The sequence below is a fragment of the Desulfocicer vacuolatum DSM 3385 genome (genome assembly GCF_900176365.1).
Taxonomy (GTDB): Bacteria; Desulfobacterota; Desulfobacteria; order Desulfobacterales; family Desulfobacteraceae; genus Desulfocicer; species Desulfocicer vacuolatum.
Map to the genome: position 1 here is coordinate 48,515 of NZ_FWXY01000014.1, position 17,917 is coordinate 66,431.

The 17,917-nt window shown below is 45.4% G+C and carries 12 protein-coding genes and 1 pseudogene; 4 read left to right on the forward strand and 9 right to left on the reverse strand.

Annotated features, from left to right (window positions below; all coding sequences use genetic code 11):
• Positions 1 to 138: 138 nt before the first annotated feature.
• Positions 139 to 1,827, reverse strand: coding sequence for an ATP-dependent nuclease (locus B9A32_RS13195; protein ID WP_084069918.1), 1,689 nt, complete (start codon positions 1,825 to 1,827; stop codon positions 139 to 141).
• A gap of 269 nt (positions 1,828 to 2,096) precedes the next feature.
• Between B9A32_RS13195 and B9A32_RS13200 the strand changes: the two genes are divergently transcribed.
• The 3 genes from B9A32_RS13200 to B9A32_RS21790 all read left to right on the forward strand — a co-directional run bounded on the left by B9A32_RS13200 (position 2,097) and on the right by B9A32_RS21790 (position 6,242).
• Entirely contained in the window at positions 2,097 to 3,419 is a 1,323-nt protein-coding gene (locus tag B9A32_RS13200; protein WP_084069919.1) for an integron integrase, read from the forward strand.
• Positions 3,420 to 3,488: 69 nt separating this feature from the next.
• Complete coding sequence (locus B9A32_RS13205) at positions 3,489 to 5,870, forward strand: acetate--CoA ligase family protein (protein WP_084069920.1); 2,382 nt, start codon at positions 3,489 to 3,491, stop codon at positions 5,868 to 5,870.
• 87 nt (positions 5,871 to 5,957) lie between these two features.
• Positions 5,958 to 6,242: a hypothetical protein gene (locus B9A32_RS21790; protein WP_212637932.1), complete on the forward strand. Its 285-nt coding sequence runs from the start codon at positions 5,958 to 5,960 to the stop codon at positions 6,240 to 6,242.
• A 51-nt stretch (positions 6,243 to 6,293) separates the two neighbouring features.
• On the opposite strand, the gene B9A32_RS13210 is transcribed toward B9A32_RS21790, so the two are convergent.
• The 7 genes and pseudogenes from B9A32_RS13210 to B9A32_RS13240 all read right to left on the reverse strand — a co-directional run bounded on the left by B9A32_RS13210 (position 6,294) and on the right by B9A32_RS13240 (position 16,198).
• Entirely contained in the window at positions 6,294 to 8,072 is a 1,779-nt protein-coding gene (locus tag B9A32_RS13210; protein ID WP_084069921.1) for an aldehyde ferredoxin oxidoreductase family protein, read from the reverse strand.
• Between the two features lie 519 nt (positions 8,073 to 8,591).
• Entirely contained in the window at positions 8,592 to 9,248 is a 657-nt protein-coding gene (locus B9A32_RS13220; RefSeq protein WP_084069923.1) for a cobalamin B12-binding domain-containing protein, read from the reverse strand.
• 116 nt (positions 9,249 to 9,364) lie between these two features.
• Positions 9,365 to 9,592 carry a hypothetical protein gene (locus B9A32_RS21375; protein WP_212637933.1) on the reverse strand — a complete coding sequence of 76 codons (228 nt, stop codon included), beginning with the start codon at positions 9,590 to 9,592 and terminating at the stop codon, positions 9,365 to 9,367.
• A gap of 47 nt (positions 9,593 to 9,639) precedes the next feature.
• Positions 9,640 to 11,025: pseudogene (gene mtbB, locus B9A32_RS13225) on the reverse strand ([dimethylamine--corrinoid protein] Co-methyltransferase).
• A 189-nt stretch (positions 11,026 to 11,214) separates the two neighbouring features.
• Positions 11,215 to 12,456 carry a 4-aminobutyrate--2-oxoglutarate transaminase gene (gabT, locus tag B9A32_RS13230; RefSeq protein ID WP_084069924.1) on the reverse strand — a complete coding sequence of 414 codons (1,242 nt, stop codon included), beginning with the start codon at positions 12,454 to 12,456 and terminating at the stop codon, positions 11,215 to 11,217.
• A gap of 383 nt (positions 12,457 to 12,839) precedes the next feature.
• Positions 12,840 to 14,699 carry a sigma 54-interacting transcriptional regulator gene (locus B9A32_RS13235; RefSeq protein WP_170923823.1) on the reverse strand — a complete coding sequence of 620 codons (1,860 nt, stop codon included), beginning with the start codon at positions 14,697 to 14,699 and terminating at the stop codon, positions 12,840 to 12,842.
• Positions 14,700 to 14,920: 221 nt separating this feature from the next.
• Positions 14,921 to 16,198: an Hsp70 family protein gene (locus B9A32_RS13240; protein WP_084069926.1), complete on the reverse strand. Its 1,278-nt coding sequence runs from the start codon at positions 16,196 to 16,198 to the stop codon at positions 14,921 to 14,923.
• Positions 16,199 to 16,752: 554 nt separating this feature from the next.
• On the opposite strand from B9A32_RS13240, the gene B9A32_RS13245 reads away from it, so the two are divergent.
• Positions 16,753 to 17,403, forward strand: coding sequence for an MBL fold metallo-hydrolase (locus B9A32_RS13245; protein WP_084069927.1), 651 nt, complete (start codon positions 16,753 to 16,755; stop codon positions 17,401 to 17,403).
• Between the two features lie 13 nt (positions 17,404 to 17,416).
• Here B9A32_RS13245 and B9A32_RS13250 read toward each other — a convergent pair whose 3' ends face one another.
• Positions 17,417 to 17,917, reverse strand: a complete 501-nt coding sequence (locus B9A32_RS13250; RefSeq protein WP_170923824.1) for a TrmH family RNA methyltransferase — start codon at positions 17,915 to 17,917, stop codon at positions 17,417 to 17,419.

The following is a 17,917-nucleotide window of genomic DNA, read 5'->3' on the forward strand; positions in this document are numbered from 1 at the left end:
ACTGCCATAATTGTCCTTGTCAAGGACTTTAAAAGGTTAATTCCTGACACTTAAAGATACAGCAAACTCTCAGTCATCCCCCGTGTAGTCTGACCCAGTCTCTGTGATGAGAAGAGTCTCCAATTGGTTCATTCAGATTTATAAAAAGGCTTTAACAGGCATATCAAATTTGGATGTTATGGTTTTATACCTTGCTTTCCTGATTGAATCAATGGTACCTACGCTCAATTCTTCTTGAACCCATTTGTCGACAGTGTCATTTACACCATTTGGCATTCTGCTGGTCTTCGTTTGCCCTTTTGTGATGATACCTTTTATAGCATCTTTGAATTCTTTTTCATTTGAATAGTAGTTTCCGTAAATACTACTTACGTCAAAGTCTTTATCTTTTGTCTTTATTTTTTTTTCTTGCACTTTATGATATAAAGGGATTTTGCTATCATTTGTTCTATCAGTGTAATACTCCATAGCCCTAACGTCTAAATCTGTAACAACAGCTACTGGGATATTTAATTGTTTATCATCTTTTCTCATGAATATATTGGCATATCGTAAAAATGCAGTACTACTTACATTCACTATTGAGACTCCATACTGATGAAGTGGCATACCAATAAGTTCTGCAATAGTCGGAATAAGTATATTCTCAGCATCACCTTCAACCATAATTACTCCCTTTGCAAAAAAGAGATTTGCCTTGGTTGAATTGAGAAAACGCTGTAGAAATTTGTAATCCCCTTTATCCAATTGAGTTTCACCTTCCCCCATTGGATAAACGCCACCATCATTACAAAGAATTAAATTTTGTAAATCGATTGATGCCCCAAGAGTAGTGCTATGAGTAGTTAGAATGAATTGTGTGTTCTTCTTTGAACTTACATTTTTTAATGTATTGATCACCCTTAATTGAGCCTGCGGATGAAGGTGAGCTTCTAACTCTTCAATAAGGCAAAGACGTATCGAGTTATATGGATCAGTCTCAAGGTGTAGGAGTTCCGCTGCCATAAATAGTTTATTAAGAGTGCCAAGGCCTGAACTGTTTTCTTCTATCGATAGTCCAAGTGAACGAAGTATTTTATTTAATTCTGGATTCGCGATTTTTAGTTCTGCAAGACGCGGATCGTCTTTATGTTTAAACCCTTCAATATATTGATTGATTTGGGTAATAATGTTTTCTGATTCTTTTTGATCATTCGCCTTAACATCACCAAGGAAGTTAGAAATGTTTTTATTTGCTTCTTTAATAATCGTTTCTAAAGGATGTTGTGTAGTCTGTCCTTTCTTATCTTTTGTTTTTTGAAAACTTCTATGGCTTTGAAGTATTTGTGCGAGACGTGACCGATACCCCGGTGTTAGTTCCGTTTCAGCGTCACGTAACGGTTTTAGATAGGTAACTTGTAATAACTCACGAGCATTACCATCCATCTGAGTCTCAGCATTTTCTGGTCCGGCTTTTAAATCCCAAGTTATTCGATTGTTATTTTGAAGATTGACTTTTAAAAGCAGTCGCAATTCAAAATTTTTATCTTGGTTAAAATATCCCCACTCAAGGAAATTTGCTGCTTCTGAATCATTAAATCCATCAAAGACACCTGCAATCTCAAAGCTTTCTGCTCTTACCAATGAACTATTATTCTGATAAAAGTCCTTCGGATCAAATCTTACAGGTTCAAAACTTTTAGTATTTAACAAATACCGAATTGCATCAATGATGCCTGTTTTTCCTGAATCATTCTCACCGATTAATACATTAAGTCCATTTTTAAACTCAACTAAAAGGCTTTTATACTTACGAAAATTCGACAATTGTAAATTTTTGAGATACATGTTTTCTCCTAATTATAGCTACTACTATCTACATAATTTCGAACAAACTAATTAACAGAGGTGAATTTGATTTAATATTACCTTTTGCCATGTAAAAAAAGTTCGGGGACATTTATTTCAAAAAGGCAACGTAACAAGGTGTTGTGTGGTTCTGTATAACCCACAGCATTATGATTTATTTGTTATATTTGACAAAATAATAAAAGTCAAGTATGGTTTTTTCTAACTGGATAACACCACAATTTTAACATTATCGAGATTCAGATATCATGATAAAAATTCCAGAACCACTTAGAAAAAAATATGATCACCTTTTGGTAAAAAGCAGTGTTCCTCCAAAGGAATATGTTGCCTATAAGAAATGGCTGCTGTTTTATCTGGATTTTTGCAAAAAATATAATCATCCCTATGCCGGGGCCAAAAGTCTTTCATTGTTTTGTGATAAACTAAAAGAAAAACGCCAAAGTGATGCACAGCGCCTACAGGCCCGATTGGCGGTAAAATTATATTATTCCGGATTCATTTTAACTTCACCAACTGATACATTTTCTGTTTTGCCTCAAGAGGCCCATGTCCGGGAGGGTTCAAAAGGATATGCAACCACTGAAGAAAAAACAGTTCACCCATGGGATATAGCCATTGAGAAACTTAAAAATGAAATCATGGTGCGTCATTATTCAAAAAAAACATTAAAAGCATATTCTTTATGGGCAGAGAAGCTTCGTTATTTTATCAAAGATAAATTACCGGAAAACTTGACCCCGGATGATGTAAAGGCGTTTTTAACCTTTCTTGCGGTGAAAAAAAAGGTCTCTGCCTCTTCCCAGAATCAGGCATTTAACGCATTATTGTTTTTTTTCAGGCATGTGCTTGAAAAAGAATTCGGTAAGATAGAAGGTGTTGTCCGGGCAAAAAGAAAACCCTATATTCCCGTTGTTCTTTCCCAGGATGAAATTCATCGTATTCTTCAAAACTTGCAATATCCCTATGATATTATTGTTAAATTGCTCTATGGTTGCGGCCTCAGGCTGTCAGAATGCATGAAATTGAGAATTCACAATTTTAATTTTGATCATAAGGTCCTGACAATACATGATGGAAAAGGCAAAAAGGACAGAACAGTTCCCCTGCCGGAATCCATCAATGATGCCCTGCATTATCAAGTAAACAAAGTAATTGAACTCCACGAAACAGATCTGAAAAACGGTTATGCCGGTGTGTTTATGCCGGATAGGCTTGAAGGAAAATATAGAAATGCTCCCAAAGAGCTGATATGGCAATGGTTTTTTCCGGCCAAGACCTTAACCTTTGTTCCAGAAGCAAATGAATACCGACGGTATCATCTGCATGAAACCCATGTGCAAAAAGCGATTAAGCGGGCAGTGGGTAAATCCAAAATTCTTAAACGGGCAACGGCCCACACCTTACGCCACAGCTTTGCCAGTCATCTTCTGGCGGCCAATTATGATATTCGGACCATACAGGAAATGTTGGGCCACAGTGATGTCAGAACCACAATGATCTACACCCACACCATCAAGTCAAAAACTGTTAAAGAATTAAAAAGCCCCCTTGATTTACAGCTGTCTTAAATTTTTAAGGGTAGCTGTATTTGGACAACGAAAGGGGATATCAAAAAAACAGAACAAGAGAGATGAAATATGCAATTATTTATCAATTTTGACAAAATTACCCATGTGTTTGCCCAAGCAGCAAGTGAGGGCCGGTTCCAGCTGTTTGAATATGAAACATATGAGGTGTTAAGTGCGCTGGGGTCGGAATCGGTTCCCCGGCATCATCTGCTTGCCCGCAACCATCGTTTGACATCTGAATTACTTGCCCAGTTCCTTGAAGAAAAAGTGGTGCTTAAAATTGTCTGCCAGGATGTTGTCCATAAGTCCGATGTGGGTGGGGTAAAGGTGGTGCCCCGGATTTTGGGAAAGGTCAGAAGTGAAAGCCGGCGCATGGTGGATGCCGTGTGTGGCAATTTTGCATCATTTCTGGAAAAAAATGGTAATCAAGATCCGTCATTAAAGGAATATGCCACACTTTCCAGGGATGAATTGTGCAGCGCCATTAACAAAAAAATTAAAGGGGTTCTGATTTCCCAGTTTTTGCCCCCGGAATCAAATTCCCTGGGAAATGAATTACTGGTAAGTCTTCGATGGACAAGGGAGTTTGGCATGGTCATCACCGCAGGACTTGGCGGAACCGATACTGAACTTTATGCAGAAAGGTTTCGCTCCGGTCAGGCAGTGGTGTCAGCATCCACAGCCGACGTATCAGGGGAGGCCTTTTTTGAGATATTTAAAAAAACCATTGCCTATGAAAAACTTTCCGGCCAGACCCGGGGGGCAACACGTCTGATTTCCGACGAGCAGCTCGTGGAATGTTTCAGTGCGCTCATTGCCGTGGGTAACTATTTTTCTCCGTTAAATGACAAGGCACCTTATATTATTGAAGAGCTTGAGGTGAACCCCTATGCCCTGGTGGATTATGAGATGGTTCCCCTGGACGGTTTATGCCGGTTTTCAGAACCTTTTTCCCCCAGGGCTTCCCGCAGTGTTCAGCGCATAAGCTACCTTCTTCATCCTGAAACGGTTGCCGTCATCGGGGTCAGTTCAACCAAGGAAAACTTTGGCAGAAATATTTTACAAAATATGATCAAGTCAGGATTTCCCAAAGATGATATCACCATTGTATCCCCGGGCGCACAGGAGATTGACGGGGTAAAATGTGTTAAAGATATTACCTTTATCCATGATTCAGATCTTATCATCCTTGCCGTGGGTGCCCGGCAGGTGCCACAGTTAATTGATGAAATCATTGATAATCACCGGGCCAAAAGTGTAATTCTCATTTCCGGCGGCCTGGGAGAAACAGCAGACAGCCGGGAAAAAGCCCGGCAGGTGGTGGAAAAAATTTCCAAGGCCCATGCCAGAGAACAGGGGGGACCTGTTTTTCTGGGGGGAAACTGCCTGGGCGTTATTTCAAGGCCGGGTAAGCTTGATTCTTTTTTTACCCCTGAAATGTGTTCCCCCAAACGACGGGACCGGGATGCTGTCCCCGTGGCATTGGTGAGCCAGAGCGGTGCCTTTGGGCTTGTGCGCATGACATCCCTGGTATCTGGTGATCCTGCATACAACATCACCGTTGGCAATCAACTGGATCTTACCATTGGGGATTGTATTACTTGGCTGGCGGATGCCAAAGATATCGGCGTGATCTGTGTCTATGTGGAAGGGTTCCAGGATCTTGACGGTCTTCATGCCTGCCGGGGCATCAGAAAAGCAGTACAAAACGGAAAAGAGGTTCTGGTTTATAAAGCAGGTCGCACCCCGGAAGGAAAAAAGGCCACCTCCGGGCATACCGCCTCCGTTGCCGGGGATTATGTGGTTTGCACCTCCTGCCTCAGGCAGGCAGGAGCCCTTGTGGCGGACAGTCTTCAGGAGTTTGACGGTCTTGCCAACATGGCCTTGTCCCTGCATTCAAAAAAGATGTCAGGATATAAAGTGGGTGCATTGAGTTCAGCGGGGTTTGAATGTGTGGGGGTGGCAGATGCCCTTGAGTCCCGGGATTCAAGCCTGGAATTACCGTTGTTTTCCACTGAAACCCAACAACGCATTGCCGCTCTTTTTGAACAATCCGGTCTTGCAAATATCATGGATGTTAAAAATCCCCTGGACATCACCCCGGCAGCGCCGGATATGATCTATGTTGAATCCATCAAGGCCATGATGCAGGATGAGGGGATTGATATTATTGTTACTTCCCTTGGCTCGTTGGCTCCGGCCACTTCAGATATACTTGACCCTGATTCCCCCAAGGGATTTACCACAGATAAAAACAGTTTGACGTCCTTGTTGCCGGAATTGATGGCAAAATTTGAGAAACCCCTGGTGGTTTTCAATGATGCAGGCAGTGCCCATGAACCCATTAATAACTGGTTAAGGCAACAGGGTATACCGATTTTTAATACCTCACGCCAGGCCATGAGTCTGCTGGCGCGGTACACTGCTTACCGCAATCGAATTCAAAGTTAGATTTTTATCTCTGATTTCATTGCCCGTCAGGGGCCGCATCATACTATTTCCAATATTCGGGGTGTCCGACAAAATATGCCCGTTTATATGAAATACTCCACAAATCAGAGGCGTATTTCAAGCTTTGTTGTGGGCAGGACCGGATCAGAATATGGTCCATCCGTGGCGGTTTATATACAAGGCAACCTCAGCAGAGCCGCCCCCCCGATGGGTAATAGGAACCGGACAATTGAGCTGTCTACAGTTCCGGTCCGGGCCCATTGCCCATCGGGGGGGCGGCGGTATAATACCATTTGGCTCCGCGTCTACGACCCTATATCTGTTGTGTCCCACAGGGCATGCCCGTTATATGCAACAGCAGGCATTGAGTAACAATACCTATTTGTTGTGGTGGGTCAAACTACCATGTGGGATTGTATGGTATTATGCCACATACTCATCCGGAGCCAGCTCACCCTTGCTGTTCCAGCCCCGCAGGCGATAATAATCCTGGAGCATCTGTTCCAGTTCTTCTTCAGTCAGGGGGTTTGGGGTGTTTTTCAGTTCCCGGTAAAGACCCTTGGGCAGGCGGTCATCTTCCGGTTGCAACCCTTCCCGCAGATTAAACTGACGTACAATATTGGTAACGGATTTGGCATTGTTTTGCAGTGTGGCCTTGTCTCCGTCAAATCCTGTCAAGGCGTGGATCATTTCCCCCAGTCCTTCCCAGGTGTACATATCCCGGTAGAAACGACATAAGGTAAGGGTGTCAAACAAGGTCAGACGATCTTCAAAATCCAGAAACAGGTCTGCCTTTTCATTGATTTGATCCGGGGAAATCATACCGGCAAGTTCAGGCTTGTAAAAGGTGGCCCGAAGGTGGCAGGCACCCCGGTCCGAAGTGGCATAGGCAAGACCCATCCCTTTTAACACCCGGGGATCATATCCCGCAGGCTCCATCCCTTTGGTATGGACGGCTATGTCTTCAAGGCCCCAGGCAATGGATGCTTTTTTAATACCCTGGGACAGAACATCGCCGATGCCGTTTCGCTGGGAAATATCATTGAGCAGCCGCACGGTGCCGTCCACATCCCCATAGCTGATATCATAATCCACCACACCCCGTTCCACAGCCTCCATGGTAAAGGCACAAAGGTTTCCGGCGGTGATGGTATCCATGCCCAGGCGGTCACATACGTCATTGAGGTGGCAAATCTCCTCAACACTGTCGATCATGCAAAGTCCCCCAAAGGCGTAGAGGGTTTCGTATTCAGGACCTTCTATTTTAAGACCGGCATGGCGACCTGATTTCACCGTGGTGAGCCGTCCGCAGGCCATGAGGCATTTGGCACAGGCATTTGCTTTGACATCGCACTGGGAATGAAGAGCTGCGGCATTGATCTGTTCCCGGTGGTCACAGGTCCCCTGGGACCAGTATTTGGTGGGAAAGGCTTTGGCATTGTTGAGCATGTCCACCATCATGGGGGTACCAAAGCTTTTATATGCTTTTACACCGGGGTTTTCCTTGCCTTCGGCAGATATTCTTTTGGTCAGGGCTTTAACTTTTTCCTTGGAAAAAGGTTCCCGTTTTTCATCCCCGTAAAAGGCAATACCCTTGATTTTTTTGGAACCCAGTATGGTCCCCACACCGGTGCGCCCGGCAGAGCGCCAGTAATCGTTTTCAATGACGCCAAATACCACCAGGTTTTCCGCAGCGGGCCCAATGACCACAGCTCCTTTTCGTTTGTAACCGGAAGGGGTGGCAAATCGTTCAATTACAGCATCTTCTGCGGCATAGGTTTCCATGCCCCAGATATCTCCGGCATCGTGGAATTTTGCCCCCATGGGGCCAATGCCAAGGACGGTGGGTGTGTCACAGGCTCCCCGGATGACAACAGCGTCAAATCCGGCGGCATCCACAGCTTCCGGGGTTTTGCCGCCGGAATAGGATTCTGAGTAAAAACCGGTCTGGGGGGATTTGGTAAATACGCCGTACCGGGAAGATCCCCACACAGAACTCTGGGTGACAGGGCCTGTGGCAAAGATAATATGGTTTTCCGGGGCCAGCGGATCAACCCCTCTGGGGTTTAAGCGGTACAGCAGCCAGGAGGCAAGACCTTTGCCCCCCAGGTAGGTTTTGTAAATATTTTCCGGGATGGTTTCGATCTCAAATGACCGGCTGTTTAAGTCAATGGTTAAAATTTTACCGTAATAGCCGTGCATGGCCTCGTCTCCTTACTGATTTCCACAGATCCCCCGCAAATTGGAAGACCTGTCGGGCGGTTATGATGCTGAAAATTATAATATAAAGGAACCTGTTTTTTTATATGACTCAACTTTCGGGCTTCATTTCAAAGTCGGCATTTTTAAATGTACCGACGGGCTCAGTGTGCCGACGGGGTCAGGCTTTTGTTATTGATGTTATCGACCAAGGCCTTTGCCAGCGAAAAAAGCCTCGATAATGTCAATAACGAAAGCCTGACCCCACCACGACTCCGCAACCCCGGGGCGTATTTCTAACAGAATACGGCCCGCCCGTGGCGGTTTATATACAATGCCACCTTCAAGTTTATCCCGGCAGAGCCCCCCCGAGGGGGCAATAGGAACCGGCCAATTGAGCTGTCTACAGTTCCGGGCCGGGCCCATTGCCCCTCGGGGGGGCGGCATAATACCATTTTTTATATTCGTTGTGTCCGCCAGGGCATGCCCTTTATAATGTAAAACAGATTCCAGGTACAGTGATTATCTCTTTTGTGCGATCATCTCTTTTACTTTGACCACACCGTCCTGGGCATCCTCTGCATAGGCATCTGCACCGATGCGGGCCGCCCATCTTGGTGTGCAGGGAGCACCACCCACAACCGTTCCAAATCGACCTTTGTAACCGCTTGATTTCAAAGCTTCTTCCAGGGATTTCTGCTGATTCATGGTGGTGGTGAGAAGGGCACTGGTACCAATGACATCCACATCATTTTCCACAGCTTGTTCAATGATGGTGTCGATTTCAACATCACGACCCAGATCAAATACAGTAAGGCCGTTGGCTTTCATCAAGGAGACAACAATACATTTTCCAATGTCATGGACATCGCCCTTTACCGTGGCAATGAGCACCTTTCCCTTTTCTTCCTGGGAGCCGCCGGTCAGGGCCAGGGCGTCGTTGACAACATCTGTGGCGGATTTCATGGCATCGGCTGCCTGCATCAGTTCCGGCAGAAACATCTGGCCCCTTCCAAAGAGATCTCCCACTGTGTTGATGCCCGGAATAAAGGCACTGTTCATCAATTCCAGAGGATCGCCACCGTCGGCAATTATTTTTTTGGCAATGGCTTCAACGTCATCTTTTTTCTGGGCCACCAGTAAGTTTTTGGCTTCTTCTATGAGGGCTGCATCAATCATTTTATTATTTTCTCCTTGGATGATGTCATATAAATTGGGTATTGCTTTTAATGTTGTTTCCCCGGTCTGGTGGTTTTATCACACAGGGCTGGACCCTTTATGTTTGTGTTACCGGATCACCGGAAAGGGGGGGAAAGAAACTGCCGGGTTGCAGTTTTTGTTTTAAAATGATCGCCGGGGATCATCAGACACTTGAGGAATGTTGTAATGCGCAACCCGGTTAGTTTCATGGGATACCCTTTTTTGCGTGTGGTATCAGGATATCCCATGGTGGTTTTCTTTTTGCAATGTCCGCCCGTGGCGGTTTTATATGAAATACTCCGAAAATCTAAGGCGTATTTCAATCTTTGTTGTGGGCAAACCGGATCAAAATACGGTCTGCCCGTGGCGGTTATATGGATGTCCGCGTTTTAAATCTGTTAACGCAGTTGATATTGAAATCCAGTTCCCTTGCAATGTTGAATTTGGCTTCAATTCCCTTGGCACAGCCCGGCATGGGGGTCATCTGACCGATCTGCAGATCCTCTCTGACTTCGGTCATGATGACGGGGTCTGTCAGGTCCGCCACGGAAATTTTCAGTTTTTCAGCCACATATTCTTTTGCTTCCCAAGTTCGCATACCCCGGGACATTTGGGCACGAGCAACCAGATCTCCGGCTCCTCGCATTCCGCCCATGCCCGATGCATGCGCGTGGGTGATCGCCATGGAGACGGGATCACCCACGCCAACCTACAGTCCATCAAGTTTGCAAAGGCTTGTCATGGCAGCCGATGCACGGGACACGGTGTCAATGGGCGGGTGATCGTTCACCGGTACCGCACCGACACCCATGCCCATATTGGGATGGATGGGAATTTCTGCCACTTCGCCGCACGCTTTCATAAAGGTGACGGCCCGTGCCAGGTTCCAGGGGGTTGACTCAGTTGTGTTGGTGTTAACCACAGGGCCAAAGATGGTGGCACCGGCTTTTTTGGCAAGCACCACCTGATCCTGGGGATAGAGACCTGCCAGACGGACACCGTCATACTCCAGCTCTCCGTGCATGCCCAGGATGAACTCACCGGCCATGCCGATCTGGATGCAGATATCGGGATATTTTTCCTTGAGTTTCTGACAGGCCATGAGGGAGGCCAGAAAATCAGCATCACCGGCAGCGCCCACAGAATCAAGATTAATGCCGTCTGCACCGGATTCGTACATGGCAGAACCGGTGAAGACAATGTCTCTCACCGCTTCTTCAACGGTCATTTCAAGGGATTCCCTTGCCTCTTTGATCTGGCCCATGGGCAGAAGTTCCGCAGGGTTGGGAAAGGGACCGTCGGGCTGGCTGTAAAGGCCAAGGTTTGGCATGGCACCGTAGAGCAGCGGAATATGGGTGGACAATAATGCCTGTTCCATGATGGGCTGTTCCATGGTGATAATGGGTTTGATGGGTTTGTAGCTGTAATCCACATGGCAAAGTTCCATGGTGTCCGCACCCATGATTTTCTCATATACCTGCAGTGCCTGGATGCGATCTACATTGACACCCACCCGCCGGATTTTCAAGGTACCGGCATCATAGGTGAGAATGACCTCTTTACCGCGCTCACAGCTGACAAAACTGTAAGGGCTTGCCAGAATGTCATACATGTATTTGAGATCATCGTCTGTTAAAACGGGGACATTGGCACGGTCTGCCGCATCCTCCGTTCCCGCCCGCATATCTTCCCAGAGCTCGCTTTCGCTGAGCTCCACGGGGGTCCCGTCTCCATAACGGGTAAAAATTTTAGACATGGTTTTCTCCTTTAACAGTGTTTATATAAAAACTCTTGAGAACCACAAAATTTTCCAAACTTCGTTGTGGGCAGAACCGGATCAAAATATGGTCTGCCCGTTGCAGTTATTGAAATCTTATTATTTATGGCCCGGTATATATAAGGTGTTGCCGGGCCTTTTAGATTTCTTAAGTAGGGAAAAAGGCAATCAGGCCAGTGCTGCCAGACCTTCTTCCATGATGGAAAGTCCTTTTTCCAGCTGTTCGTCGGTGATGACGATGGGCATCAATACCCGAATTACATTTCCGTGGATGCCGCAGGCCAGAATGGACAAGCCCTTTTTAAAACAGAATCCCACCAGTTCTTTGGCAGCGTCCGCAGAGGGATTGCCTTTTTCATCCACAAGTGTGATGCCGGACATGGCACCGATGCCTCTGACTTCACCCACATGGGCAAACTCAGACTGCCATTTGCCAAATCTTTCCATCAGGGTTTTTCCCAGTTCTTCTGCTTTTTCAACCAGGTTTTCTTCTTCCATGATCTCCATGACGGCAAGTCCTGCGGCACAGGCAACCGGGTTGGCACCATAGGTACCGCCAAGCCCTCCGGGATGGACGCTGTCCATGATTTCGGTTTTGCCCACCACAGCACTTAAGGGCATACCGGCGGCAATACTCTTGGCAACAGTGGTTAAATCCGGCTCCACACCCCAGTGCTCCATGGCAAACATTTTTCCGGTGCGGCCCATGCCGCTCTGGATCTCATCGGCAACAAAGAGAATGCCGTGTTCTTTACAAAGGGCTGCCACTTCCTGGAAATAACCGTCAGGAGGGGCAATGAATCCGCCTTCACCCTGAATGGGCTCGGCCACGATGGCAGCCACACTTTCCGGATCAATGCCGGTGATGAAAAATTCTTTAAGGGCCTCAATATCGCCAAAGGGAGCACGATAAATTTCCGGGGCAAAGGGACCAAATTTCCATTTATAAGGTTTAACCTTGGCTGTCATGGTCATGGTCAGGGCCGTACGTCCGTGGTAGGCGTTTTCAAACACCACAATGGCAGGACGCCCGGTGTAGTAACGGGCTATTTTTACAGCATTTTCAACGGCTTCTGCACCGGAATTAATGAACAACGCTTTTTTGGGAAAATCACCGGGGGTGGCCTTACAGAGCTTGTCTGCCAGTAGTACGGCGCTGTCATAGGGATTGACCATGAAACAGGTGTGGGTGAATTTTTCAGCCTGGGCTTTAATGGCTTCAACCACTTTGGGATGACTGTGGCCCACGTTCATCACGGCAATGCCACCGGCAAAATCAATGTATTCGTTGCCTTCAACGTCTGTGAAAGTGGCACCTTTTGCAGATTCAACATAGCAGGCGGTTCCACTGGCATGTCCATTGGGAATAACTTTGGCTCTGAGATCTTGGATTTCCTTGTTCGTGTTCATTACACTCTCCTGTGAAAGTTAGATCAGGGAAGATTGCCCTGTGTGATTATGATTTTAAAATAATCTGTTGTTTTGTGAATACTACCTAATGCAGATTCCATACCGGAAAATTAATTAATGCAATGTATGTTTCTAAGTATTTGAAATATAATGATTAAAATTTATTGTTCTTTGTTTTTATTTGGAATGATTTTGGATTTGATTCTATATCGAATCTAATTGGGTGGTTAAGATCTTGAGATGGTGTATTTTTGAATTAATTTTGAATCAAAAACAGGTGGTGGAACAATGGAGGGGGACTTTTAGTGTAGTATTTCGCTGATTTTATAGCGTTTTAACGGGGAGGAAGACTTTTGAATGGAGAAAAACGATTTTTTTTTGAATCATTTGCCTGTCTTCAGGCCATGTTTTTTTAATTTTCTAAACACCTGGGACTGAGTCATATGAAGGGCTGCTGCAATGGCACGGGTGGTCTTAAATTCCTTCACCGCCCGGGAGAGCAGTTTTTTTTCATAGGCAAGAACCTTGTCATTAAAAACATAGGAACCGCTTTCCATTTTCCATGTATTGTCATGGGAAGATGCAAAAAAGGGATCTTTAATGTTTTTTTTGTCAAATTGTTCAATGATGGCGGATTCTCCCATGACAACCGCTTTTTTAATCATGTTCTGTAATTCCCGAACATTACCGGGGAATTCGTGATCCTGGATGGCATTGACACTGCGGGGGGAGAGTTTTCGATTGAGGCTGTATTCTTTGTTATATTTTTTCAGGAAAAAAAAGGTTAATTCGGGAATATCCTCCAGCCGGTCCCGCAGGGGAGGGATGGTGATGGTAAAGGTATTCAGGCGAAAATAAAGATCTTGCCGGAATTTTTTATGTTTTATTTGATCCGCAAGATTAACATTGGTGGCGGCGATGACGGTGCAGTCTATTTTAATGGGGGTCAGACCGCCGATGTGCATCACTTCTTTATCTTCTATGCATTTTAACAATTTTGCCTGCATGGGCAGGGTCATTTCTCCAATTTCATCCAGAAACAGGGTGCCCCCCCGTGCCATCTCAAAAAGCCCTATTTTCCCCCGTTCTCCGGCACCGGTAAAGGCGCCTTTTTCATAGCCGAACAGTTCAGCTTCAATGAGAGATTCAGGAAGGGCCGCACAGTTGATTTGCACAAAGGGCCCCTTGTTTCTCCGGGAATGGATAAACTTGGCAAGAAATCCCTTGCCTGTGCCGGATTCCCCCATGATAAGGATATTGGAAATTTTCAGGTTGGCAAGTTTCTGGCATGTCAGCAGTATATGCTGCATCTCTTTGCTTTGTGCAACAATCTCCTGTTCTTTGAGTTCCCTGAGGTTGAGTTGTGTGAGTTCATCCTTTATCTGTTTACTCTCCAGACGCACCAGTTCCAGCTCTTCATGGAGATCATTGAGTTGGGTCATATCCCGTTCATTGGTGATCACCATGGAAATGGATCCATCATCATCAAATACCGGTGTACCGGTGACAAGGAGCTGTTTATTTGTCTTGGCCGTTTTCTGGATGATATTGACCTGACACTTACGATTGAGCACCTCCCGGGTGACAGAGCGATCCATTAAGTCTTTTTTAACCAGATCATCGATTTTTTTACCCACCACCTCTTGGGCAGAAATACCAAGGAGATTTTCCGTGGCACGGTTGATGCGAAGCACAATTCCCTGTCCATCGCAGATCCATATGCTTTCCGATGAGGCATTGAGAATGGTTTCCAGCTGGCGGTTGGTTTTTTCAAGGTTATCGGTCTGTCTGGAAAATTTCATCTCAAGCATTTTTTCATGCTCAAGATGGGCCATTTCCTTGATTTTTTTTTGGGAGATATCCTGTAAAACCGTTACCATGGCAATGGTTTCTCCGGCATTGTCCAACACCGGAGAGGCACTGAGCAGGGCATGGATTTTTTTCCCCCCGGGTTGTTGCACCAGGGTTTCAACATTTTTAACAATCACATGTGATCGGGACAGGAGATTGGGATCAAAAATTGTATTGTTAAGAATTCTTTTATCCGGGTAAAACAGTTTTCCCCCGGCATCAAAGAAAAGTTCTTTAAAAGAAAGCTTACCCAATTGAGGGGTGGGGTCAAGGCCCAGAATTCGCCATGCTTCATTATTGATGCATAGTATTTTATTGTCTGCCTGGCGGGAGATCAAAAGACCTGTCAGCATCTGTTCCATTGCCGTTTGAAATATGTTGATTTTTTTCATTTTAGAATCTCCCATACTGGGTACTGGGTACTGGGTACTGGGTGCTGGGTGTTCACAGCAACTACTTTTCTATTAGAAAATAAAACTTCCGGGCAAGCTAAGGCAGAGCCGCCCCCCCCGATGGGCAATAGGAACCGGACAATTGAGCTGTCTACAGTTCCGGGCCGGGCCCATTGCCCATCGGGGGGGCGGCGGCATGATACCATCTGTCAATATTCGTTTTAAATCATGGAACCATGAAGACCCAGGCCGTAGGCAACGCTGGTAAATGCATCGGCGGTGCGTATTTTGTCTGCTCCCATGCGTTGGTCAAACAAGCTTCGAATCAAAGGAATATAGGATGATCCCCCGGTTAAAAACACCACGTCAATATCTGAGGATGTCAATCCTGCATCCCTTAAGGTTGAATCAATGCAGGTGTTAATACTGCTTACCTTTTCGCGAATAAAGCCTTCAAACTCATCCCGGGTGATTAACTCATCAATGCAGATCTCATAATCATTGAAATAGACATGGGATGACTCTTTGTGGGACAGTTCGCATTTTGATTTCTCAATGGATTGGAAAAGCAGATACCCATAATTGGACTCAATGAGGTTTTCCAGATTTTCCAGAAGTTTCTGGTCTTTGAGACCGGCATTCACTTTGAGTTCCTTAATATTTTTTAAGGTACTGGGTAACCGCAGCTGGGGAATGAGGTGCCATTGGGTCAATTTGCTGATAACAATGGGAGAAAGACCGAAAAAATTATCACTCCACATGGATTTGGCCTTAACATTTTTTCCATAGTAGGTGGCCACTTTTTCCCGCATGATTTGAGAATCAAAAATATCCCCCCCAATATAAACACCCCCCACAGAAAGGATGTCCTTTTCTCTATTGCTTTTGCTATTGTTCCCTGCTTTATGGATGGTGAAGTCTGAGCTGCCGCCCCCAAAATCCCCCACCAGCACCAGTTGTTCTTTTCCGTCTTTTATGGTTTTTTCGTAGGCCAGGGCCGCTGCTATGGGCTCCAGTTGAAAGGAGATGTTTTTAAATCCCGCAAGCTTTGCGGCCCGAATCAGACGATCCTGGGCAAGTTGATCCCTTTCCGGGTCCTGAGAGAAGATCACCGGACGCCCCAATACCAGATCCGACACCTCCTGATTGATGATTTTCTCCCCCCGTTCTTTCATCACCGTAAGAAATATGGAAATCAATGCCTCCAGGGTATATTGTTTTCCATAGATGGAGGTTCTATCAAATTCTTTATTGGGCAAGAATGTTTTTATGGACTGTATATACCTTCCATCTGCCTCATTTTCAATGTATTTTTGAACCCCTTCATGGCCGACATAGGAATTGGCCCGGCCATCTTCCTTTAAAAAATAGAGGATGGATTTTAATGAGTTTGAAATGGGATTTTCTTTGTCCACATTTAATAATTTTACCTCGTTGTTCATGCTTACAGACAATGCCGAATTGGATGTCCCAAAATCAATACCAAATATGGCAGACATATTTTAACCGCTCCCTGTGATTTTTCATGTAAAATATTGTAAATAAGGTGCTTTTTCAAGCCCGCCCTGCTCATTTAAAACCGAGCACCATACATGAGAATTAAGACCATGTACAGAAAATTATGAAAGAAGCTCAATTCACATTTGATTTCAAAAACAATTCAATGTACCATTGATAAATGGCCTGATTCATCACCCTTTTTTTCATCATTAAGAACCATGCCCGGAGAATCGAAACAGCAGCCGATAATGGGGAATGGTGCAATACCGATCCCGACTTACTTCATTCCCGCCCGGGTCTGCCCCAAAGTCATTCATTAACTTAACTTTCGGTGTTGGCATTTCGTGGTGGGGTCAGGCTTTCGTTATTGACATTATCGTGGCTTTTTTCGTTGGCAAAGGCCTTGGTCGATAACATCAATAACAAAAGCCTGACCCCGTCGGCACATTGAGCCCATCGGTACATTTAAAAATGCCGGCTTTGAAATGAAGCCCGAAAGTTGAGTCATTAACTTGTGATTGCGAACCACACCAAAAAGGAGAGTAAAAATTAAATGATTGATCCAACATTTGTTGAAAAAATTCATTGGCTGGGACATGACTGCATCCGCATTGACAGTGATCCTGTGATCTATTTTGATCCCTATGAGATTGATCCCGGGGTTGAAGCAGGTATTTTACTCATCACCCATGATCATTATGACCATTGTTCAGTGGATGATGTTAAAAAAATTCTGGGTAAAGACACGGTGATTGTCACGGAAAAGGGTTCTGCCGCCACCCTTACCCATGCCCTTGGACCTTCCATTGAAGGTCAAATTAATATTCTTGCACCTGGGGAAAAAATTGAAATTAAAGGGGTTTCCATCTTCGCAGTGCCTTCATACAATTTAAACAAAGAGTTTCATCCCAAAGAGAAAAACTGGCTGGGGTTTGTGGTGGATGTGGAGGGGAGGACTGTATACCATGCCGGGGATACGGATTTGATTCCTGAAATGGCGGATGTCTCCTGTGATATTGCTCTGCTGCCTGTTTCCGGTACCTATGTGATGACGGCAGACGAAGCTGTGCAGGCCGCATTGAAGATTGCGCCCAAACTTGCCATTCCCATGCATTACGGCTCCCTTGTGGGGGATGAAGGGGACGCGGCTGCTTTTCAAAAGGGCCTTGATGGAAAGGTTGCTGTGAAGGTTTTATCGAAATAAGTAATTATTTCTATTATCCTTGGGGAAACTGGCGGCAATATTCATAAAGTGCCATGTTGGCTGCCGACGCCGCATTGTAACTATGGGGCATTCCCCATACAGGGATCTCAATGACATCATCCAATTGATTTAAAATTTCATCATTGATGCCAAGGCGTTCATTACCGATGACCAGGACGGTGCGACGATGAAATGAAAAATCATGTATATTGTGGGAGTTGGATGTCTGTTCTATTCCAACAAGACGGTAGCCGTTTTGTTTTAATTTTTTAAGCACAGGAGCCAACGATCTGTGTGTTGAAACAGAAAGTTCAGAAGTGGCATCCCTGGCAATTTTAGAGATCAAAGAGGCATTTCCGCAGATAATCATTTTTTCCACGGCACAGGCACTGGCTGTGCGGGCTATCTGGGAGATGTTGACATTGCTTCGCATGGGTACACAGGCAACAATCAATTCCCGGGGCCGGGTCAGGTGGGTGGGGGACTTATGCCGCTGGTGGACAAATTTGTTCAT